General features: G+C 65.6%; 19 protein-coding genes. 13 read left to right on the top strand and 6 right to left on the bottom strand.

The genetic code is table 11. The annotated features are described in order from the left end of the window. Positions 1 to 94 precede the first annotated feature (94 nt). Complete coding sequence (locus G6N38_RS02555) at positions 95 to 331, top strand: hypothetical protein (protein ID WP_163746109.1); 237 nt, start codon at positions 95 to 97, stop codon at positions 329 to 331. 4 nt (positions 332 to 335) lie between these two features. Here the strand turns inward: G6N38_RS02555 and G6N38_RS02550 are convergent, their stop codons facing one another. Next, on the bottom strand, positions 336 to 1,439 hold the full coding sequence (locus G6N38_RS02550; protein WP_163746108.1) for an NAD-dependent epimerase/dehydratase family protein: 1,104 nt from the start codon (positions 1,437 to 1,439) through the stop codon (positions 336 to 338). Next, positions 1,439 to 1,939 carry a nuclear transport factor 2 family protein gene (locus tag G6N38_RS02545; protein WP_246227644.1) on the bottom strand — a complete coding sequence of 167 codons (501 nt, stop codon included), beginning with the start codon at positions 1,937 to 1,939 and terminating at the stop codon, positions 1,439 to 1,441. The genes G6N38_RS02550 and G6N38_RS02545 overlap by 1 nt, the downstream gene beginning before the upstream one ends. Before the next feature lie 89 nt (positions 1,940 to 2,028). Here G6N38_RS02545 and G6N38_RS02540 point away from each other — a divergent pair, with 89 nt between their 5' ends. From G6N38_RS02540 to G6N38_RS02515, 6 genes are read left to right on the top strand one after another with little or no spacing between them, the layout of a single operon-like run. Next, a complete protein-coding gene (locus G6N38_RS02540) occupies positions 2,029 to 2,670 on the top strand; it encodes a TetR/AcrR family transcriptional regulator (RefSeq protein ID WP_163746106.1) in 642 nt (213 codons plus the stop codon). 41 nt (positions 2,671 to 2,711) lie between these two features. After that, positions 2,712 to 3,530 (top strand): TauD/TfdA dioxygenase family protein, encoded by an 819-nt coding sequence (locus G6N38_RS02535; protein ID WP_163751756.1) that lies wholly within the window; start codon positions 2,712 to 2,714, stop codon positions 3,528 to 3,530. After that, positions 3,530 to 4,657: an LLM class flavin-dependent oxidoreductase gene (locus G6N38_RS02530; protein WP_163746105.1), complete on the top strand. Its 1,128-nt coding sequence runs from the start codon at positions 3,530 to 3,532 to the stop codon at positions 4,655 to 4,657. The genes G6N38_RS02535 and G6N38_RS02530 overlap by 1 nt, the downstream gene beginning before the upstream one ends. Next, entirely contained in the window at positions 4,654 to 5,823 is a 1,170-nt protein-coding gene (locus tag G6N38_RS02525) for a sulfotransferase family protein (protein WP_163746104.1), read from the top strand. The genes G6N38_RS02530 and G6N38_RS02525 overlap by 4 nt, the downstream gene beginning before the upstream one ends. 2 nt (positions 5,824 to 5,825) lie before the next feature. Next, positions 5,826 to 6,635, top strand: a complete 810-nt coding sequence (locus G6N38_RS02520) for a sugar phosphate isomerase/epimerase family protein (protein WP_163746103.1) — start codon at positions 5,826 to 5,828, stop codon at positions 6,633 to 6,635. Between the two features lie 10 nt (positions 6,636 to 6,645). After that, complete coding sequence (locus tag G6N38_RS02515; RefSeq protein ID WP_163746102.1) at positions 6,646 to 7,854, top strand: DUF1214 domain-containing protein; 1,209 nt, start codon at positions 6,646 to 6,648, stop codon at positions 7,852 to 7,854. A 25-nt stretch (positions 7,855 to 7,879) separates the two neighbouring features. On the opposite strand, the gene G6N38_RS02510 is transcribed toward G6N38_RS02515, so the two are convergent. Both G6N38_RS02510 and G6N38_RS02505 read right to left on the bottom strand, forming a co-directional pair. Beyond that, complete coding sequence (locus G6N38_RS02510) at positions 7,880 to 8,302, bottom strand: hypothetical protein (protein WP_246227642.1); 423 nt, start codon at positions 8,300 to 8,302, stop codon at positions 7,880 to 7,882. Between the two features lie 231 nt (positions 8,303 to 8,533). Next, positions 8,534 to 9,250, bottom strand: a complete 717-nt coding sequence (locus G6N38_RS02505; RefSeq protein WP_163751754.1) for an enoyl-CoA hydratase/isomerase family protein — start codon at positions 9,248 to 9,250, stop codon at positions 8,534 to 8,536. A 71-nt stretch (positions 9,251 to 9,321) separates the two neighbouring features. On the opposite strand from G6N38_RS02505, the gene G6N38_RS02500 reads away from it, so the two are divergent. After that, a complete protein-coding gene (locus tag G6N38_RS02500) occupies positions 9,322 to 10,848 on the top strand; it encodes an AMP-binding protein (protein WP_163746101.1) in 1,527 nt (508 codons plus the stop codon). A 50-nt stretch (positions 10,849 to 10,898) separates the two neighbouring features. Here G6N38_RS02500 and G6N38_RS02495 read toward each other — a convergent pair whose 3' ends face one another. Beyond that, complete coding sequence (locus G6N38_RS02495; RefSeq protein ID WP_163746100.1) at positions 10,899 to 12,515, bottom strand: FAD-dependent oxidoreductase; 1,617 nt, start codon at positions 12,513 to 12,515, stop codon at positions 10,899 to 10,901. Positions 12,516 to 12,663: 148 nt separating this feature from the next. After that, complete coding sequence (locus G6N38_RS02490; protein ID WP_163746099.1) at positions 12,664 to 13,365, bottom strand: IclR family transcriptional regulator; 702 nt, start codon at positions 13,363 to 13,365, stop codon at positions 12,664 to 12,666. A gap of 170 nt (positions 13,366 to 13,535) precedes the next feature. On the opposite strand from G6N38_RS02490, the gene G6N38_RS02485 reads away from it, so the two are divergent. From G6N38_RS02485 to G6N38_RS02465, 5 genes are read left to right on the top strand one after another with little or no spacing between them, the layout of a single operon-like run. Next, positions 13,536 to 14,399 (top strand): alpha/beta fold hydrolase, encoded by an 864-nt coding sequence (locus G6N38_RS02485; protein WP_163746098.1) that lies wholly within the window; start codon positions 13,536 to 13,538, stop codon positions 14,397 to 14,399. A gap of 2 nt (positions 14,400 to 14,401) precedes the next feature. Next, complete coding sequence (locus G6N38_RS02480) at positions 14,402 to 16,081, top strand: bifunctional 3-(3-hydroxy-phenyl)propionate/3-hydroxycinnamic acid hydroxylase (RefSeq protein ID WP_163751753.1); 1,680 nt, start codon at positions 14,402 to 14,404, stop codon at positions 16,079 to 16,081. Beyond that, positions 16,029 to 16,958, top strand: a complete 930-nt coding sequence (locus tag G6N38_RS02475) for a 3-carboxyethylcatechol 2,3-dioxygenase (protein WP_246227640.1) — start codon at positions 16,029 to 16,031, stop codon at positions 16,956 to 16,958. The genes G6N38_RS02480 and G6N38_RS02475 overlap by 53 nt, the downstream gene beginning before the upstream one ends. Then, the gene (locus G6N38_RS02470) at positions 16,955 to 18,709 is read left to right on the top strand and encodes an FAD-binding protein (protein WP_163746096.1); all 1,755 of its coding nucleotides are present in this window, start codon (positions 16,955 to 16,957) and stop codon (positions 18,707 to 18,709) included. Before G6N38_RS02475 ends, G6N38_RS02470 begins: the two co-directional genes overlap by 4 nt. After that, positions 18,706 to 20,013 (top strand): LLM class flavin-dependent oxidoreductase, encoded by a 1,308-nt coding sequence (locus G6N38_RS02465; protein WP_163746095.1) that lies wholly within the window; start codon positions 18,706 to 18,708, stop codon positions 20,011 to 20,013. The genes G6N38_RS02470 and G6N38_RS02465 overlap by 4 nt, the downstream gene beginning before the upstream one ends. Positions 20,014 to 20,015: the final 2 nt, after the last annotated feature.

Here is a 20,015-nt window from a genome sequence, read left to right as displayed (position 1 = left end):
ACATCAGAGACGCGCTCATTCTCGACGCGGTCATCATGCATGGGCACCGCGACGATCGCCGAGCGCGTCTGATGGCTGTGCATCGGTCCAGCAGATGGTCGGCTTTATCGGACAGAGCGCCGACGCCGATGCCGTGACCGACAAGAGCTGGCGCCGTTGGGGGCATCTCGGGCCGGGGCTGGTGTGTGGGCGCGCGGACGACCTCATCAAGTATTTCAGCCGGCTGCGGGATCAAGGGGCGCAGCGATTCTACGTCTGGTTCGCCGATTTCGCGGCACCCGAATCGATCGCCGAGTTCGGCGAATCGGTGATCGCCGAATTCCCGAGGTGATTTCTCAGCTGCGGGCGGCCAGGACCTCTGGTCCGTACTTGCCGGCAATGAACGTCCACGGATCGGCATAGCGCCCGCGGCCCTCCCGTCTCCGCTGAGCGGCCAGCGCCAGGCGCATCACGGGCCGGACGAGTGGGCCTGCCAGCCCGAGCCCGCTGCGCAGGACGCTGCTCTGAGACCCGGCCACCCAGTCCACCGTCTCGGGCCAAGGGTGCACGTGAAAGTCCAGCAGCGCTTGTGATTCCGCCGTATCGAACCAGCCGGTGAAGCTCCAGCCCTGGTCGTCGTCGGGATCACCGGGCAGGCTGGCGCCTGCCCCCAGCCGCCCCAGCCCCATGGCGGCCATCATGTCGTCCTCCACATCGCGGTGCGTGTGCAGGTGGGTTTCGTCTCCACCGATCAGTAGGACCTTGCCCGCGATGGCTTCGGCGCGTTCGACGCCGTTGGCGAAGGCCAATGCGACGTCTCGTGCATCGACGGTGTGTAACCGGTTGTCGCCCGGGGTCGCCCGCATCAGCACCAGGTAGTCGCCGTTCATGCTGCCCGCGGCGTCCGGGGAGATGACACCGGCCAGCCGGAGCAGCGCGTACGGCAACCCGCTGTCGGTGATCGCCTTCTCGGCGAGCACCTTGTCCTCGCCGTACTGGTCAATGGGATTCACCGGTGTCTGCGGGGTGATTAGTTCGGGGTGGCGATAGGGATTACGCGAGCCGTACACCGATGCACTGGAGGCCAGTAGCACGATCGGTGGTTCGGACAGTGCGGCGGCTGCCTGGACGAGGGTTGCGGTGCCGCCGACGTTGACCCGCCGGGCCAGCTTCGGGTTGCGATAGGAGGTCGGGGCAATCATCGCCGCCAGATGCACGATCGCGGTGGGTGGGTGCTCGCTGACCAGTCGGCCAACGGACTGTGGGTCGAGCAAGTCGGCGTAGACCGGCCGCAGCGTCCCGGCGTGCCCGGCAGCCGCCAGCCGCGCCGCAACGGTCTCCGTTGCCGGCGTCCGCAGATCTGTTGCGATGACGGTGTGCCCCCGTTGGAGCAAGATGTCGGCGCAGCGTGAACCGACTTGACCGAACGCCCCGGTCACCAGAACTGTGTGTCGCTCCATCACACCATGCCTCGCTTTCGTGCCAGGCGCGCCGCTGAGTCCCGCAGGCGTGGTGAAATCCGTAGGGAGAAGATGGGATTGAAAACATCTTCACGCAGCCGGGTCAGGGTGGACGTCTTGATCCGCCACTGACCGCCGACCTTCTCGTAGGTCTCGTGGTAGTGGCCGTAGCCCGCGAGGTTGATCCCGGGGGCCAGCCGCACAATGTCGTTGAGCGCCCAGACGCCCGTGGCCGTGGCCGGTGACGTCAGCTCGATCTCTGGGGCATGCACCTGATGCACCGTGGGTTGTGAGCGCTTGCCCAGTGTTGACCGGAGAAACGCCACGAACTCGTCTGCGCCCGTGATGAGCACTCCGCCGGACGGGGTGGTGTCACTGACGAAGTCGTCGGTGAAGAGCTCGCGCCAGCCTGCCCAGTCCTTGGTGTCCAGCAGGCGGCAATAGCGCGCCTTGAGTTGCTTGATTGCCTCGACGTCAGCCCACGAATCCTGTTCGGCCACCGGCATAGGCTAACGAATGGACCGCCCACGAGTGACGATCTGATACGGCCGCACCCGATGTGATAGCCAGGCGACGTAAACTCTCGCGAATGGCAAAGGCTGCGTCTCCAGAGCGGCGGGGCGGTCGGCCCACGCAGGCTGAGGCTGCGGCTCTTCATCACCGGTTGAGAGAAGCCGCGGTCAAGACATTCCTGGAGAACGGTTACGACGCCACGACGATGGTCGCGATCGCCGACGCCGCCGGGATCACCAAACCCACGTTGTATGCCCGCTACCCCGACAAGCGTGCGGTGTTCCTCGACGTCATTCCGTGGGCGTTCAGCCGGGCCGTGCAGGTCGACACCCCGACCACGGTGCAGGACGAGGATCTGCGTACGGCTCTGGTGGCCCTCGGGCAGGGTGCGCTTCGCCAAGCACTCAATCCCGATATCGTCCAGCTGCACAAGATCGCGCGCAACGAAGCGCATCGATTTCCCGAATTCGGGCTGTCCGCTGAGTCACTCGGCTGGGCGGCCCGCCAAAAACAGGTGATGGATCTGCTTGCCCGCCATGCCGAGGCCTGCACCATCGCGGTCGCCGACATCGAGTTGGCCGCCGAGCACTTCCTGGCCATGGTCGAGGTCTTGCCCGCCCGGCTGGCCGATTTCGGCCTCTATCGCAGTCGCAAGGAGGAACAGCGCCGGCTGCTGCACGCGGTCGACCTCTTCCTGCAGGGCGTGTTGCCCCGATAGTTCCGCTTAACTTTACGCTCGGGTATAGTTAATGCGTGGCAATGACGCTGTCGGTCGCCGACATCAAACCCAATATCGCCTCCGAAGTCGCAGCGTCCAAGGCCGAATTACTCAGCGGCGTCCACTCCGAGGCGCTGCGCGAACTGCTGGAACACCGTGGTGTGCTGGTCTTTCCACAGATCGGTTTCAGTGATGACGAGCAGGTCGAATTCACCAGGACACTGGGCACTTTCGCCCCCGAGCGCACCGGCGAGCAGGTCTACTCCGTCACGCTCGACACGAACATCAATGAGCTCGCCGATTACCTGTTGGGCTCGCTGTACTGGCACATCGACGGGACCATGAACGACGTGCCGATCCGTGCCTCGCTGTTGTCCAGCAAGGTGGTGTGCCCGGACGGCAGTGGCGACACCGAATTCGCCAATACCTATGCGGCCTACGATGCGCTCGACGGTGCCGACAAGCAGGCGCTGGAATCACTGCGGGTGATGCACGCGGCGTGGAACACGCTTTTCTACTACGAGCCCGAACCGAGCTTCACGACGCTGCGGACGATGATGGCGATCGGCGATCGCGAGCTGCCGCTGGTGTGGAATCACCGCTCCGGACGCAAGTCATTGGTACTGGGATGTACGGCGCGTCACGTGGTGGATATGGACTTCAGGCGCAGCGTCGAACTCCTTGTCCGCTTGCGGGATTGGGCCACGCGGCCAGAGTTCGTGTACCGGCACACCTGGTCGGTTGGCGACCTGGTCATCTGGGATAACACCGGCACCATGCACCGGGCCACGCCCTACGATCCCGCATCGGGGCGGTTGCTGCACCGCACCAAAGTGGAAGGCGAGGAAGCCTTTCACTGATGGACGTCTCGCCCGCCGCCTTCCTGCGCACGACCCTTCCCCTGGATCTGTCGTGTCTGTCCGATCTGGATAGCGGCCGGTACCACTCGGTCTGGCTGCCCGATCACATGGTGAGTTTTTGGCCGGATGCCTTGTGGACACCGGAATTCACCGACCTGGCCACCGTGTCGCCGTCCCCCCACCGCCATCTCGACGGCATGGCGGTGGCCGCGGCCGCGGCCGTGCTCACCTCGAATGTGCGGCTGGCCACCAGTGTTGTGGACACCGTACGTCGCCACCCAGCCCTGCTCGCCCAGAGCGCGCTGACCGTCGATCACTTGTCCCGGGGGCGGTTCATCCTGGGCCTCGGCAGCGGCGAGACCGAGAACGTCGTGCCGTATGGGTTCGAGTTCGCCAAGCCGGTCAGCCGCTTCGAGGAAGCGCTGAAAGTCATTCGACTGCTGTGGGATAGTCCGGGGCCGGTCGATTTCCAGGGCCAGTTCTACCACCTCGAGCACGCCCGGTTGGACACCGAGCCCTATGCCGACCGGCTCCCGCCGATCTGGATCGGCGCGAGCGGGCCGCGGATGCTCGAAATCGTGGGACGCTACGCCGACGGCTGGTGGCCGGCGGGCGCGTGGACCCCCGAGCAGTACGCCCAGATGCTCGGTACGGTGCGCCAGTCGGCCGAACACGCCGGACGTGACCCGATGGCGATCACCCCGTGCTTTGTGCAGGTGTGCCTGATCGGCGAGCACGAGGCTGCGATCGAGCGCATCGTCCGCGCGCCACTGGTCGCCAGCTTTCTCCTGCAGGTCTCGGCAGGCGTTCTGCGCCGCTTCGGATTCGACCATCCGATGGGCGCAGACTGGGGCGGGTTCCACGCCATCAACCCAGCGACCATGACCAGGGAACGCATCGTCGACTTCCTGGGTCGTGTCGATCCCGAGGCGATTCTCGCAGTGGTTCCGCATGGCACGCCCACCGAGGTGGCGCGGATCGTGAAGTCGTATGTCGATGCCGGACTTCGGGTCCCCAAGATCTTGGACTACAGCACGATGGCCGGTCTGGAATTCGCCGCCGCGTCGGGAGCCAATGTGCGCAGGACGGAAGACGAGTTGTTGACGTTGTGCAAAGGACAGTCATGACCGTGGGACTGGACGCGGCCGCTCTACTGGCCCGAGCTCAAGCCGAGATAGGGCACCACGATTTCGGCGACCCGACCCTGCCCGAGCGGTTCGCCGTGGCCGTTGGCCACCTCAACGGTATCGGACTGGACGCCAACGGCATTGCCGAAGCTGAGCGGGTGTGTCACTGGCTGCTGACCTCGCGGCTGGAACTGTTCGCCGACCGGACCCGCTTTCCGATCGCTGACGAGGTGATCGACGGGCCGATGTTCGTGACGGGTGAACCACGCTCAGGAACCACACTGATGCATGCCCTGATGTCGGTGGATCCGCACGGGCGAGCGCTGCGGTTCTGGGAGGTAATGTACCCTTCGCCGCCGCCCGGCTTGGCCGGCCCGGATGATCGACGCCGCGCCCACGCCGACGCCGACTGGCGCGAGATCAATGCCAAGATGCCCAAATGGCTGCGCAGCCACCCCTACAACGACATGCTCGGCGACGGCCTTCCCGAGGATGAACGCGCCTGGGCCTTCGACTTTCGGGTGATGACGCCCACCGCGTGGTGGCGGGTGCCGATGCAGACACTGGTGGGCGGGCTGCCGACGGATCCCAGTGCGCAATACCGAATCCACAAAGCGATGCTGCAACAGTTCCAGTACAACCGGGAGCCCAGGTACTGGGTGCTGAAGGGCTTCCACGGATTTCGGCTCGAGGCGTTCTTCGACACCTATCCCGATGCCAATCTGCTCTGGCTGCATCGCGACCCGGTGCAGGTCGCCGCATCGCGCACGATGATGATGGCCGATATCCTCGACGGCATCGTCGGGCCGATCGATCTGCGCGTCGAGGCCAAGAAGCACCTCGAGATGACCAGGGCCAGCATCGCCAACACGATGACGTCCCCAATGGTGGACGATCCGCGGATCATGCACATCCCGTATGCCGACTTCATCGCCGACCCGATCGGGGCGGTGCGCAGCTACTACGCCTTCTGCGGACGGGATCTCACCAGTGACGCCCAGGCGGCCATGCGGGACTACCTGGCCGGCAATCGTGGCGATAGGTACGGCAAGTTCGGATACTCCACGTCACTGCTGACCGATATCGGTGAAGACCTCGATGATCTACACGCCGAGTTCGCGCCGTTCCGGGAGCGGTTCGGTGTCCGCATCGAGAAACGGGACTGACGATGCATGAGCGGGTGTCGGTCCACGATGTCACCTTCCTCGGGTCGAGTCCCGCTGAATTACAGCGCAATTGGCTCGACCTCGGTGTGCGGCGCGTCAGTGTCATCGATACACAACTCCTCGACGCCGAGTTTCGGCGCATTCTGGAGTGCGGTGACTATCTGATTCACGCGATCTACCACCTGTTCGGGTCAGGGCGGGTGCCGGCCGAGGCGCGGGACGTCGACGAGGCCCGCGCCGCGCTGTCCCGGTTGATCGAGACCGCCGCCGCCAGCGGAGCCACCTGTGTCTATATGCTCACCGGTGGACGCGGGGACTTGAGCTGGGAGCAGGCGGCCGAGAATCTCACTCAGGCGATCGAGCCCTGTGTGCGCGAGGCATCTCAGGCCGGCGTCAGCCTGGCCGTCGAGAATGCGTCCAGCCTGTATGCCGACATCCATCTGGCGCACAGCCTGCGCGACACCATCACCCTCGCCGAGCTGGCCGGCCTCGATATCTGTATCGACCTCTTTCACTGCTGGGCCGAGGCCGACCTTGCGGGCTTGCTGAGATCGGCACTTCCACGGACACGCCTCATCCAGTTGAGCGACTATGTGCTGGGCGATCGCGCACTGCCTGCTCGCGCGGTGCCCGGCGACGGTGTGATTCCCATCGAAGCCGTTGTGGCCCAGTCCTTGGCCGACGGTTATCGGTTCGGTTTCGACCTGGAGTTGCTCGGGCCGCGCATTGACGCGGAGGGAAGATTGGCGGCCGCCCGGCGAGGCGGCGAAGTGGTCGGTGCGATGCTCGATCGGCTCGGCGGCGCAGAATAGGAGGAGTCCAGTGGCGTTCGGCGATGGTGCGGACGACGCGGCGCTCGACCGCGCATGGGGTGAGTTCTGCGACCGGTTGAAGGCCGCGGGTAAGCAGGCGTTCAAGGATCTCAACGCGACCTCTGACATCCAGCGCTCCGATGCGTTCCGCTTTCTCACCCAGAATTTGGGCCAGGCCTTCGATCTCGCGCTGGAGACCCGCGATCCGCGCTATCCGAGCATCCACGCGTTCTGCAACCCCACCCGCAAACTCGGTGGCGACTGTGCTGATTTCACCTATCAGCAGGCCTGGATCGACGGTGAGTCGACGTACCGGATCAGTGGAACACGGGGGACCGCAAAGTTTTTCAATATCACCGTGCAGGGTGCCCGTGCGGCCGGTCCGCACGTCCTACACGAGCCGTTCGGCGATGTGCCGCAGGCCAATGTGTTCGGCGATCAACTCCACGTCCAGCCGGATGGCACCTTCGAGCTGTACATCGGCGGAGCCGAGCGCGACCCGAACTGGCTGCCGACCACCGCCGAGTCGCGCAAGCTGTTCATCCGCCAGGGCTTCGACGGGTGGGACGAGCGGCCCGGGCAACTGCGCATCGAGCGGGTCGACATGACCGAACCCAAGCCGCTGCCGACGGCCGCGGAGATGGTCGGCGCTTTTGCCTGGGCGGGTGATTTCGTCACCGGCCTGATGACCAGCTGGCCCGAATTCCCATTCAGCTACGGCGGTGTCGACTGCCAGCGTCCGAATCAATTTCCCGTGATGGATGCCAGCCAGGCAGACGGCAAACGCGGTCGGACCGCAGTGAACATGTACTGGGAACTGGCGCCTGACGAGGCGCTCATCGTCGAGTTCGACGCCCACGAAGGCCTGTGGATGGTCACCAACATGGGCGCGTTCTTCACCAGTATGGATTTCCTCTACCGTCCGGTGAGTTACACGCCGAGCCGCGCGGCGACCGACAGCGATGGCAAGGTGCGGTTGGTGCTGGCCCGCGACGACCCCGGCGTCCACAATTGGCTGGACACCCAGGGCTTCGAACGCGGCAACCTCACTTACCGGCACATGCTCGGGGGGCAGCCCGCAGAATTGAGCACCCGGCTTGTCGGGCTTGCACAGCTCGACGAGGCGCTTCCGCCGGATACCAAGCGGGTCACCAGTTCTGAACGCACCGCTGCGCTATGGGAGCGATTCAACGGAGTGCGGAGCAGGTTCCCGCTGTGATCAGCCGGTTCATCCGCTGATTTGCTCAGTGGCAGGTGCTGGCGGCGATTGTCTCGGCTCTGCTCAGGATCGTGTCGATGGCCTCGTGAATCGCTTGGTTCAGTGATCGGTCGCGGATCGTTCTGGCGATCACGATGAAAGACCAGGCCGCTGCGGCGAAGGCCGGGACCAGGTCGACAAGGTCGTTCGGTCGCGTCAGTCGGGGGAGGGCGACCGACCACAGTGGCGGGAAGAACGACGTGATCGGTACCCGCCCATCGCCGTCCCGATCATCGACGCGCACCCAGGCGTCGACCGTGCGCGTGATGACGGCCGCGCCGTCACCACCTTGTGCGCTAGCGGCCGCCGCGGCATCCGCAATGCGACGGGTGAGATCGCAGACAGCGAGCTGAATCTGCAACTGAAAATCGCTGTTCGAGGCGAGTAGAGGTGTCGGCGGCGTGCTCACAAAGCGTGTTTGAGGCGGAAACATGGTGTCCCACAGCCGGGGATCGATGCTGGCTAGCAGCCGTAATTGCGTCGAGCTTTCCGTCGCTATAAGGGCTCCTCGTCGTATCGCCAGAACGGCTTCCCCCGGCGATACACCGTATAGGGAGCGACCAGCTGCGAAGCAGGTAGTCGACTACTCGACTTTTCGGCGTTCACCGAACGCGGCGCCAGGGACCGGTGAGCGGCGCCGTCATTTGGCACGGTTCATCACCCGGTCGGCGGCGGCCCAGTGTTCGTCGGACACCCAAAGTTCGGCGAACGCGTCGATGGCTTCGGCGGGCGTCACGCCGGCGATCACCCGCTTGATCCGACCGGCCGGCCGGTTGGCCAACGACCGTGCCAGCGTGCGCCATTCGTCGTCGAATGAGTCGCGGGGGACCACCCGGTCGATCAACCCCCACCGTTCGGCCTCGCCTGCGGTGAGCACCGTGCCCGACCCCGCGAGTAGCAGTGCCTTGCTCTTACCGACCAACGCGGCGAGCCGCTCGGCGCCGCCCCAGGCCGGCATGATCGCCAGGGACACCTGGTTGAAGCCGATCTTCACGTCGTCGGCGGCAACCCGGATATCGGCGGCAACGGCGACTTCGGCCCCGCCGCCGAGCGCGTGCCCGTTCAGTGCGGCGATGACAGGGGCGGGGAAGCTCGCGATGCGGTCACAGATCGCGCGCATCCGCGACGCCATTGCGGCAGCCTCCTCGGTGGTGCGCAGTGCGGCGAGCTCTTTGAGGTCGCCGCCGGACACGAACGCCCGATCACCGCTGCCGCGAATCACGAGGGCCTCCGCACCGGCTGCGGCGTCGAGCGCCTCTTCGAGTTCGCCCATGGTCGAGAGCGCGATCGCGTTGCGGGCATGCGGCCGGTCGATCGTGAGGACCACGAGACCGTCGCTGCACTCCAGGTCGACCATATAGTTCTCCAATTTCGGTATTGGCATTCTCGATGCAGGAGAATAGCATCGCCAGGCGGAGGTGCTGGTAGTTGAGAAATATCCCGGTTGAGCTCAGCAAACGCTACATCGATGAGGGCTGGTGGACGCCGGACACCCTCGGTGAGCTGCTAGCCAGAGGGCTGACGGCCAACCCCGATACGGGGTTCTGGGTGCACTCGGCGGTGCACCCGTTCAGCGGCACGTTCCGCGACGTCGAGGACGCCGCGCGCCGGCTGGCCGCCGGCCTGCGTGCTCGCGGTGTCGGGCCGGGCGACGTCATCGCCTTCCAACTGCCGAACTGGGTCGAGGCCGCGGTGACGTTCTGGGCGTCGGCCTTCCTGGGTGCCGTCGTCGTCCCGGTCGTGCACTTTTACGGCCGCAAGGAACTGACCCATATCATCGGCACGGCACGCCCAAAGGTCTTCATCACCACCGAGCACTTCGGTCATATGACGTTCCACCCGGACCTGTGCGCTGACGTCCCGATCGTGGGACTGGTTGGAAAAGACTTCAACGACCTGCTGGCCGCCGAGCCGATGGCAGGCGAGCTGCACACCGATCCGGCCAGCCCGGCGCTCATCGCCTTCACCTCTGGGACGACCCGCGACCCTAAGGGCGTGATCCACAGCCACCAGACGCTGGGTTTCGAGACCCGCCAGCTGCTGGAGAACTACGCGCCTGACCGCGGCAGGCAGATCACCGCCACCCCGGTCGGCCACTTCATCGGCATGGTCGGGGCATTCCTGATCCCCGTGCTCGAGGGCGCCCCCATCGACCTGACCGACGTCTGGGATCCGGGCCGGGTGCTGGAATTGATGGAATCGGAGGGCATGTCGATTGGTGGCGGCCCACCGTACTTTGTCACCAGCCTGCTTGACCATCCGAAGTTCACCGAGTCGCACATGAATCGGATCAGACACGTCGGGCTCGGTGGCTCGACGGTACCGGCCGCGGTGACTCGCCGGTTGGCCGATCGGGGCGTGCACGTTTTCCGGTCTTACGGCAGCACCGAACACCCGTCGATCACCGGGTCACGGCCGGATGCCCCCGAGGACAAGCGCTTACTCACCGACGGTGACGCCCGACCCGGTGTCGAGATGAAGCTGACCGAGGATGGCGAGATCCTTTCCCGCGGACCGGATCTGTGCCTGGGCTACACCGACGACGCGCTGACCGCGAAGGCCTTCGATGACGACGGCTGGTACCACACCGGTGACATCGGCGTCCTCGACGAGGACGGCTATTTGACCATCACCGACCGCAAGGCCGATGTCATCATCCGCGGTGGGGAGAACATCAGCGCACTCGAGGTGGAGGAACTGTTGCTCACCATGCCCGCGGTGGCCGAAGCCGTGGTGGTGTCCGCGCCGGACGTCCGCCTCGGCGAGCACACCGCGGCAGTGTTGCGGATCAAGGAGGGCCACCGCATGCCGACGTTGCAGGAGGTTCGCGCCCACTTCGAGAGCTGCGGCGCGGCACGACAGAAATGGCCCGAGGAGCTGCACGAGGTGGCCGACTATCCGCGCACCGCCAGCGGCAAGGTCCAGAAATACCTGGTGCGCAATAATTTGCGTTGATTGAGCGCTGAGGCCGAGATTTCGGCCGAACTGTCGGCCACAGTTCTCAGTCAACGAGGAGCAGGCTTGCCTGCCGCGGCAAGGCCGGCCCGGTAGCCGAATACCATTGCCGGCCCGAGTGTTCCGCCGGCTCCGCCGTATGCCCGTCCGGTCACGCCGGCCATGGCGTTACCCGCGGCAAAGAGTCCAGGTATCGGCTCACCGCTGACGTGCAGCACCCGGCCATCACCGTCGGTGCGGGGTCCGCCTTTGGTACCCATCGCGCCGATCCCCACCGGCACGGCGTAGTACGGCGCGGTGTCCAGCGGGCCGAGGGTCTGCAGCGCTGGCGTGGCTGCCGAGTTGTCGCCCCAGTACCCGTCGTATGCGCTTGCACCGCGGCCGAATTCGGGATCGACTTCCTGCGCGACGGCGCCGTTCCAGGCCGCCAGGGTGGTGGTCAGCCCGTCGGCGTCGATCCCGGTCTTGGCTTCCAGTTCGGCCAGGGTCGTCGATTCGTTGAACCAGTCGGGGGCGACGCCGCCCGGCTCGATACCCAGGAAGCCGTACTGCTTCAGGTGCTGGGCGTCGAACACGATCCACGCCGGGTCGTTGATGTAACCGGCGCGTGGGTCGAGCTGGTGGAACGGTCCCGACATCGAGTTGTATTCGCCGGCTTCGTTGAGGAAGCGCTTCCCGGCCCGGTTGACGATGATGCTGCGCGGCCTGGTGCGCTCCAATCGCACACTGCGACTGCGCGGTTTGCCGCCGAGTGTGTCACCGGGGATCTGGATGACCGGCACCCACCAGGCTTCACCCATGTTCGCCAGGTCGGCGCCGTGCGCCATGGCCATCCGCAGGCCGTCGCCGGTATTGTTCGGCGGTGACACCGGCCCGCGCAATGGCCCGCGCAGGTAGGCCTCGACCAGGCGCTGATCCCACTCGAATCCGCCGGTTCCCAGGATCACCGCCTTGTCGGCCCGTACTCGAATACTATTGTCGTCCAGCATAATCCGTACTCCGGTGATGCCGGATGCGGAACCGATCAGCTCGACGGCGCGAGCCTTGGTCACCGGCGTGACCCCGAGATCCAGCAGGCCTTTGAGTAGGCCGGCGATCAGTGCGGCACCCGCGACGCAGTAGTCACCATCCATATCGTCGACGGCGGCGTGGATGCGGGCCCGTGTCTCGGCGTCGATACCGACGTTGCTGAAGTCGATCGGGAACGACGTGATCCGCGAGGCCCATTCGCCCACCGTCGCTCTGTCGAACGGCTTGGCGTTCAACGACCGTCCGCCACCAGGCTGCCCGCCCGGCAGCTCGGGCTTGTAGTCGGGGAAACCTTCGGCGACCTCGAACCGGAGCGCACTGTGGGTCTCGACGTAGTCCAGCATCGCCGGTCCTGTGCGCACGAAGGTCTCGACCAGATCATGGTCCATGACGCCGAGCGATTGGGCCTCAAGGTATTTCAGCGCATCGGCGACACTCAGCTCGCCGCCGGCAGCCCGGTTGTGCGCGGGAATCCAGACGATGCCGCCCGACACCGCGGTGGTGCCGCCGACCGTCGGCGCCTTCTCGAACACCGCCACCGATGCGCCTTCGGCACTGGCGGCCAGCGCGGCCGTCAGGCCGGCCGCGCCGGTTCCCAGCACGACGACATCGACTCCCTCGTCCCAGGTGTCCGCCATCGCCGGCTCCTCACTTCACTGCCATTGCTGCACAAAGAAATTGGTGTGCGCGTAGGTAGAGCGCAGGTGTTCGTTGTTGTCACGCTAATGAGACCGATCGCGCAGTGTCAAGCGTCCAAGCCGGTGTTTGCCCAGTTCAGCGGGGTGCTTAACTCAGGATGGCCGAAAGTCGTTGGGCTGCGGTGATGGCCGCTTCCCTCCCGTGCAGTACCAGGTCCTCACGGTGCGAGATCAGGTTGATGCAGGTGTGCGGCGAGGTGGGGGGCCGGTGAACCGGAACCGCCAGGCCGTAGGTGTTGGGCTCGACCTCGCCGTGGGTGATGATCCAACCCTGCTCACGTGCGCGGGTCACCAGCGGACGTTCGTGAGGCCGCGGCGGCATGCTGGCCAGCAGCGCGACCCCGGCCGCACCCCGGTCGAGTGGGCAGCGGCTGCCCTCATGAAAGGACAGTTGATAGGAAACCCGGGTGGGCACGATGACCGCGATCGCGACCTGTTGATCGCCCTCGGCGACCAGCAGCGACACCGTTGTTCCGAGTTCGTCGGCGAGTCCGCGCAGGGTCGGCAGCGACAGTTCGCGGACGTTGTTGTCGAATGACGCCCCCAGTGCCGCAAGGCCGGCCGCGGCCCGGAACCGCCCATCCTCGGCCTTGGCCACGAGCCGATAGGAGGCCAGGGTGCTCAGCAGCCGGTAGGCGATGGTTCGGTGCACCCCGATGTGGTCGGCGACCTGCTGGATGGTCAGCCCACCTTTCGCCTCCGCGACCAGCTGCAATGCGTGCAAACCGCGGGCCAGGGTCTGTGACCCCGGCGCAGCGCTGACCGGGCTCTTGGTGTGTGCCTGCGTCATGCCGTCCCCGTGCCTGAGGTGCGAAATCGGGTGCGAACCACCCCGAAGTGCCTTGACAGACAGCACCGCGAGAGTGATGCTCTTAAACTATCGCACACCATAGTTCAATAATTACACATACTGCTTACAAAAACGAGAATCCCATTATCACCGACGATAGGGGCCACGGGGTGCCGGAGTTCGAAAGCGTCTGGAGCGATTTGCAGGGCGCTGTGTTCTCACAGGGCTATCTGGATGCCGGCGGCGTACGAACGCGTTACCTGCATGCCGGTGATCCGGCCAAACCCACGCTGGTGCTTCTGCACGGATCGGGCGGCCATGCCGAGGCATACGTGCGCAATATCGAGGCGCACGCCGAACATTTCTCCACCTGGTCGATCGACATGCTCGGGCACGGCTACACCGACAAGCCCGGGCATCTGCTGGAGATCCCGCACTACGTCGAGCACCTTGCAGCCGTCCTCGACACCATCGGAGCCGGGCGCGCCCACCTCTCGGGTGAGTCGTTGGGCGGGTGGGTGGCCTCGCGCTTCGCCGTCGATCACCCCGACCGACTCGAGCGACTGGTGCTCAACACCGCCGGTGGTTCGCAGGCCGACCCAGAGGTGATGAAGCGGATCATCACACTGTCGATGGCTGCCGCGGAGAATCCGAGTTGGGACACCGTCCAGGCCAGGATCAAGTGGCTGATGGCCGACAAGACCAAGGACTACGACGACATCGTCGCCAGCCGGCAGCGGATATACCGGCAGCCCGGATTCGTCGCGGCCATGCGCGACATCATGGCGCTGCAAGATCCCGAGATCCGGCAGCGAAATCTGATGAGCCCCAGTGACTATCGTGCCATCACCGCGCCGACGCTGGTGCTGTGGACCAGTGACGACCCGACTGCCGACACCGATGAAGGCAGGCGTATCTCGGAGATGATCCCGGGCGCCCGCTTCGAAGTCATGGAAGGCTGCGGCCACTGGCCGCAATACGAGGACCCCAAGACGTTCAACCGCCTGCATATCGACTTCCTGCTGGGCCGGTGAGCATGAGTTTCGGCGTCGTCGTGGTGGGTGCCGGACCGGTCGGCCTGACCCTCGCCAATGTGCTTGGCCTGCAGGGGGTCCGCACCCTGGTGGTCGACGAGCGCGACGCACTGATCGACTACCCGCGCGGGGTGGGGCTCGACGACGAGGGTCTGCGCACCTTCCAGGCGATCGGACTGGTGGACGCGGTGCTGTCGCACACCGTGCCCAATCAGATCCTGCGGTTCTACGACGGCAAGCGCCGGCTGCTGGCCGAGATGGCTCCACCCGACGCGCGGTTCGGCTGGCCCAAGCGCAACGGGTTCGTGCAGCCCCTGGTCGACGCCGAACTATCCAAGGGCCTCGACCGATTCGACCATGTCGAGGTGGCGTGGGGTCACCCGATGACGTCGATCACCGAGACCGCCGATGGTGTCACCGTAGAGATGTCGCCGGCGAACAGTGGGCCGCGAAAGGTCGACGCCCGCTACGTCGTCGGCTGCGATGGTGGACGCAGTGCCACCCGCCGCCTGATGGGGGTGTCCTTCGACGGCACGACGTCGTCGACCCGGTGGCTGGTCGTCGATATCGCCAACGACCCGCTGGGACATCCCAACAGTGAAGTCGGCGCCGACCCGGTGCGGCCCTACGTCTCGATCGCTATCGCCCACGGCATCCGGCGCTTCGAATTCCTGATCCACGGACACGAAACCGACGAGCAGGCACAAGATCCCGCGTTCGTGGCACAGATGCTCTCCCGATTGGTGCCGTATCCGGCCAAGGTCGACATCATCCGCCGCCGGCTGTACACCCACCATTCCCGTATCGCCAGTTCGTTCCGCAAGGGCCGCATGTTGATTGCCGGGGACGCCGCCCACCTGATGCCGGTCTGGCAGGGCCAGGGCTACAACAGCGGCATCCGTGATGCCGCCAACCTCGGCTGGAAACTGGCGGCGGTGGTCAACGGGCAGGCCCGCGATGCGCTGCTGGACAGCTACGACGTCGAGCGCCGCAAGCACGCTCGCGCGATGATCGACCTGTCGACCACGGTGGGCAAGGTGATCTCGCCGACCAACCCACGGATCGCAGGCGCACGGGATGCGCTCATCCGCGCGGCCTCCCTGGTGCCCACATTGAAGCGCTACGTCCTGGAGATGCGTTTTAAGCCGATGCCGCGCTACGAACAGGGTGCGGTGGTGCACAGCGAGCCACGCTCGCCGTCCTCGGCGGTCGGCACGCTGTTCATCCAGCCCCGCGTGGACACCCGGTATCAGCAGAACGTCTTGTTCGACGATGTCATCGGCCCCTGGTTCGCTTTTGTGTGCTGGAGCAATAATCCGCGGCAACTGCTGGGGGAGAAGGCCTTCGCCGACTGGAAGGCGCTGGGCGCGGTCTTCGTGGCGTTGCGTCCGACCACCCAGCTGAACTGGACCGGCCATGACGACCCCGATGTCGTGGTGGTCGGCGACCGCACCGGAGCACTGAAAGCCTGGTTCGACAGCCACGAAGAATCCGTGATGTTTCTGCGACCCGACCGCTGCATCGCGGGCGCGTGCATCGCCCAACGCGCACCCGAGCTGAGTGCGGCCCTGCTCGACAAGCTCACCCTCACCCCGGGAGGAGGCACCGATGCCACTGGCCCTCTGCTGCATGTCGCACAGTCCGCTGCTGAACCTTCCCGGCCCGTCGGCGGAACTGCTTGACGATATCAACACCCAGCTCGCCGAAACCCGGTCCTTCGCGGCGGATTTCGACCCCGAGCTCGTGGTCGTCTTCTCCCCGGACCACTACAACGGATTCTTCTATCGGCTGATGCCGCCCTTCTGTATCGGCACCGCGGCTCAAGGCGTCGGCGACTACGGCACCCATGCCGGGCCGCTGAACGTGCCCGCCGATATCGCCAACGCCATGGCCGCCGCGGTATGGGAAGCTGACGTCGATGTGTCCCTATCGGCGGCCATGGACGTCGATCACGGCACAATGCAGCCGCTCGAGGTGCTCTTTGGGTCCGAGAATCTGCGCGCGGCCTCGCCTCCTATCATCCCGGTGTTCATCAACTCGGTGGCCACCCCGCTGGGGCCGCTGAAGCGCACCCGGGCGCTGGGCGCCGCGATCGGTGGCTACCTGAACACCCTGGACATGCGGGTGCTGATCGTCGGATCCGGTGGGTTGTCGCATGATCCGCCGGTGCCGACGTTGGCGACCGCGCCACCGGCCGCACTGGAACGGATAGTCGGTGGGGCGCCGATGTCGCCGGAAGGGCGAGCGGCACGGCAAGAGGCCGTGATGGCCGCGGCGCACGATTTCGCGCACGGGGAGAGCCCGTTGCAGCCGCTGAATCCGGACTGGGACCACGGTCTACTGGATCTGATCGACACCAACCGGCTCGCCGAGGTCGACGGCTGGAGCAACGACTGGATTGCCCGCGAGGCCGGTAATTCGGCCCATGAGATCCGAACCTGGGTAGCGGCTTTCGCCGCGCTGGCGGCCCGGGGTTACTACCAGACACAGCAGCGCTACTACCGCGCTGCTCCCGAGCTGATCGCGGGCTTCGCGATCCGGACGGCGGTGCCGGCATGAGACAGTCCTTTGATCACACGGTCGATGTTCTCGTCATAGGATCGGGCGCGGGCGGGATGACCGCGGCGTTACGCGCCGAGGCGCTCGGACTGGACACCCTGATCGTGGAAAAGTCGCCCAAATTTGGTGGTTCATCGGCACTGTCCGGCGGCGGTATCTGGGTGCCCGGTGCGCCGTCGCAACGCAAGGCCGGATACTCGCCGGACCCCGACGAGGTGTTCATGTACCTCAAGACCATCACCGGCGGTCTGGTCAGCGACGAACGACTGCGCGCGTACGTCGACACCGCCCCCGAGATGATGGAGTTCCTGGAGAAGTCCAGCAGCTGGTTCGAGTTCGTCTGGAAGCCGGGCTACGCCGACTACTACCCCGAGCTGCCCGGCGGGTCCGAGCGTGGCAGCACCATCAACGTGCCCGAGATCGATCTGCGCAAGCTCGGCGACGAAGAGCAGAACCTGCTTGCGCCGTTGGCGCTGGCTCCGAAGGGAATCTGGTTCGCGCCCAAGGATCTTCGGCTGTTCTATCAGGTTCGGCAGAACTGGCGGGGCAAGGCCGTGCTGCTGAAGCTGATCTGGCGGATGTTCCGGGCCCGGGTGTTCGGCGACCGGATGGCCGCGATCGGTCAGTCGCTGATGGCGCGGATGCGGCTGGCGCTCAAAGAGAAGAACATCCCGCTCTGGTTGTCGGCGCCCATGACCGAACTGATCACCGATGTGGACGGCCCAGAAGGACGGGTGGTCGGTGCCGTGGTCGAACGGGACGGCAAGCTGCTGCGGGTCGCCGCCCGGCGCGGTGTGGTGGTGGCCTCCGGCGGGTTCGACCACGATATGGCGTGGCGTCGTGAGCACCTCCCGGTGCTGGAAAAAGACTGGAGCTTCGGCAATCCCGCGGCCACCGGCGACGGTATCCGAGCCGGTGAGAAGGTGGGCGCGGCCACCGATCTTCTCGACGAGGCGTGGTGGTTTCCCGCCATGTGCTGGCCCGACGGACGCCTGCAGTTCATGCTCAACGAGCGGATGATGCCCGCCCAGTTCGTGATCAACGGCGCCGGGAAGCGGTTCATCAATGAGGCGGCGCCCTATATGGATTTCGCGCACGCGATGATCGAGGGCCAGCAGGGTCTGGGGGAGCGAAGCGACGGGAAGGCTGGAGTTGAACACATCCCGTGCTGGCTGGTCACCGACATCGCGTCGTTCCACCGGTACGTGGTGGGCGGCCATCTGCCCGTCCCGAAAGTGCCGTTCGCGCCGGTGCCCACCGGCCGCAAGATCCCGCAGGCGTGGCTGGACTCCGGGATCGTCGTCGTCGCCGACACCTTCGGTGAGCTAGCTGCCAAGATTGGTGTCCCGGCTGACGCGTTGCAGCGCACCGCTGCCCGGTTCAACGAACTCGCCCGCAAGGGCCACGATGACGACTTCAATCGGGGCGACAGCGCCTACGACAACTACTACGGCGACCCGACGCTGCCCAACCCCAATCTGGCGCCGCTGGGCAAGGCGCCGTATCTAGCCTTCCAGATCATCCTCGGCGACCTGGGAACGTCCGGAGGATTGCTCACCGACGAGCACGCCAGGGTGCTGCGCGAGGACGGCACAGTCATCGATGGGCTGTACGCCACTGGGAACGCATCGGCTGCGGTGATGGGCCGTAGCTACGCCGGTGCCGGCGCCACCATCGGACCCGCGATGACGTTCGGATACGTCGCAGCAGAACACATCTCCCATAACTCTGATCGAGAGGTAACCGCATGAAAATCTCGCTGTTCTACGAGTTCCCGCTGCCGCGGCCATGGTCGGAGGACGATGAGCACCAGCTGTTCCAGCATGGCCTCGATGAGGTGGAGGCCGCCGATAAGGCCGGGTTCGCCACCGTGTGGCTCACCGAACACCACTTCCTGGAGGAGTACTGCCACTCCACCGCGCCGGAGATGTTCCTGGCCGCGGCCAGCCAGCGGACCAAAGACATCCGGCTCGGCTTCGGCGTGATGCACCTGCCACCGCCGATCAACCACCCAGCCCGCATCGCCGAGCGCGTCGCCACGTTGGACCATTTGTCCAACGGCCGTGTCGAATTCGGTACGGGCGAAGGTTCATCGGTCGCCGAGCTCGGCGGCTTCGACATCGACCCGGCCGATAAGCGCACCATGTGGGAAGAAGCGCTGGAGGTGTCCATCCGCTGTATGACGGAGGCACCGTTCACCGGCTTCAAGGGCGAGCATGTCGAGATGCCGGCCCGCAACGTGATCCCCAAGCCGCTGCAGAACCCACACCCGCCGGTGTGGGTGGCCTGCACCCGTCCGTCATCGGTGCAAATGGCAGCGCAGAAGGCTATCGGTGCACTGAGTTTCGCCTACACCGGCCCCGAGGCGCTCAAGGAGCGGGTGGCCGGTTACTACCAGGAATTCGAGGAGCAGGGCGCGCCCGTCACCCCGGCCATCAACCCCAACATCCTGGCCATCGGCGGCGACTTGTCGATGATGGTGGCCAAGACCGACGAGGAAGCTCTCAAACGGATCGGAATCGGCGGCGGATTCTTCTCGTTCGGCATCATGCACTACTACCTGACCGGCATGCACACCCCCGGCCGCACCGGCGTGTGGGAACTGTATGAGAAGGCCGTCGAGGAGGACCCGACCCTGGCCTACGGTCCGGGGCGCGGCGCCATCGGCTCGCCGGAGACCGTGCGGGAGTTCCTGCGCGGCTACGAGGCCAGCGGTGTCGACGAGATCATCTTGCTGCTCAACCCGCGTAGCCACCAGGGCACGATGGAGTCCATCGAGATCATGGGCAAGGAGATCCTGCCCGAGTTCATCGAGCGGGACGCCAAAGCCGTTGCCGACAAAGCCAAGCGGCTGGCGCCGGTGGTCGAGAAGGTCGAGGCGCGCCGGCAGCCCTCGGAGGCCCCGATCTTCGACGAGACCTACTCCTTCGGCGGCCTGCCCACCGGCCGGGGTGGAAAGTTCACCGCCGGCGAGATTCCCGAGGCGATGGCCGAGATCAACGAGGGTCGCGTGAAGGCCGCACAGTTGGAGAAGGACAAGCGGGAAGCCAAGTGACG

The sequence above is a fragment of the Mycolicibacterium helvum genome (assembly GCF_010731895.1).
Classification (GTDB): Bacteria; Actinomycetota; Actinomycetes; order Mycobacteriales; family Mycobacteriaceae; genus Mycobacterium; species Mycobacterium helvum.
This window is presented reverse-complemented; position numbering and strand designations above follow the sequence as displayed.

Bases quoted from the DNA above. Each gene is read 5' to 3' on its own strand.
- G6N38_RS02530 (WP_163746105.1), top strand. From the start codon at position 3,530: ATGGACGTCTCGCCCGCCGCCTTCCTGCGCACGACCCTTCCCCTGGAT.
- G6N38_RS02540 (WP_163746106.1), top strand. From the start codon at position 2,029: ATGGCAAAGGCTGCGTCTCCAGAGCGGCGGGGCGGTCGGCCCACGCAG.
- G6N38_RS02555 (WP_163746109.1), top strand. From the start codon at position 95: ATGGTCGGCTTTATCGGACAGAGCGCCGACGCCGATGCCGTGACCGAC.
- G6N38_RS02495 (WP_163746100.1), bottom strand. From the start codon at position 12,515: ATGGCGGACACCTGGGACGAGGGAGTCGATGTCGTCGTGCTGGGAACC.
- G6N38_RS02505 (WP_163751754.1), bottom strand. From the start codon at position 9,250: ATGGTCGACCTGGAGTGCAGCGACGGTCTCGTGGTCCTCACGATCGAC.
- G6N38_RS02470 (WP_163746096.1), top strand. From the start codon at position 16,955: ATGAGACAGTCCTTTGATCACACGGTCGATGTTCTCGTCATAGGATCG.
- G6N38_RS02525 (WP_163746104.1), top strand. From the start codon at position 4,654: ATGACCGTGGGACTGGACGCGGCCGCTCTACTGGCCCGAGCTCAAGCC.
- G6N38_RS02490 (WP_163746099.1), bottom strand. From the start codon at position 13,365: ATGACGCAGGCACACACCAAGAGCCCGGTCAGCGCTGCGCCGGGGTCA.
- G6N38_RS02475 (WP_246227640.1), top strand. From the start codon at position 16,029: ATGTCGCACAGTCCGCTGCTGAACCTTCCCGGCCCGTCGGCGGAACTG.
- G6N38_RS02550 (WP_163746108.1), bottom strand. From the start codon at position 1,439: ATGGAGCGACACACAGTTCTGGTGACCGGGGCGTTCGGTCAAGTCGGT.
- G6N38_RS02465 (WP_163746095.1), top strand. From the start codon at position 18,706: ATGAAAATCTCGCTGTTCTACGAGTTCCCGCTGCCGCGGCCATGGTCG.
- G6N38_RS02535 (WP_163751756.1), top strand. From the start codon at position 2,712: ATGACGCTGTCGGTCGCCGACATCAAACCCAATATCGCCTCCGAAGTC.
- G6N38_RS02480 (WP_163751753.1), top strand. From the start codon at position 14,402: ATGAGTTTCGGCGTCGTCGTGGTGGGTGCCGGACCGGTCGGCCTGACC.
- G6N38_RS02520 (WP_163746103.1), top strand. From the start codon at position 5,826: ATGCATGAGCGGGTGTCGGTCCACGATGTCACCTTCCTCGGGTCGAGT.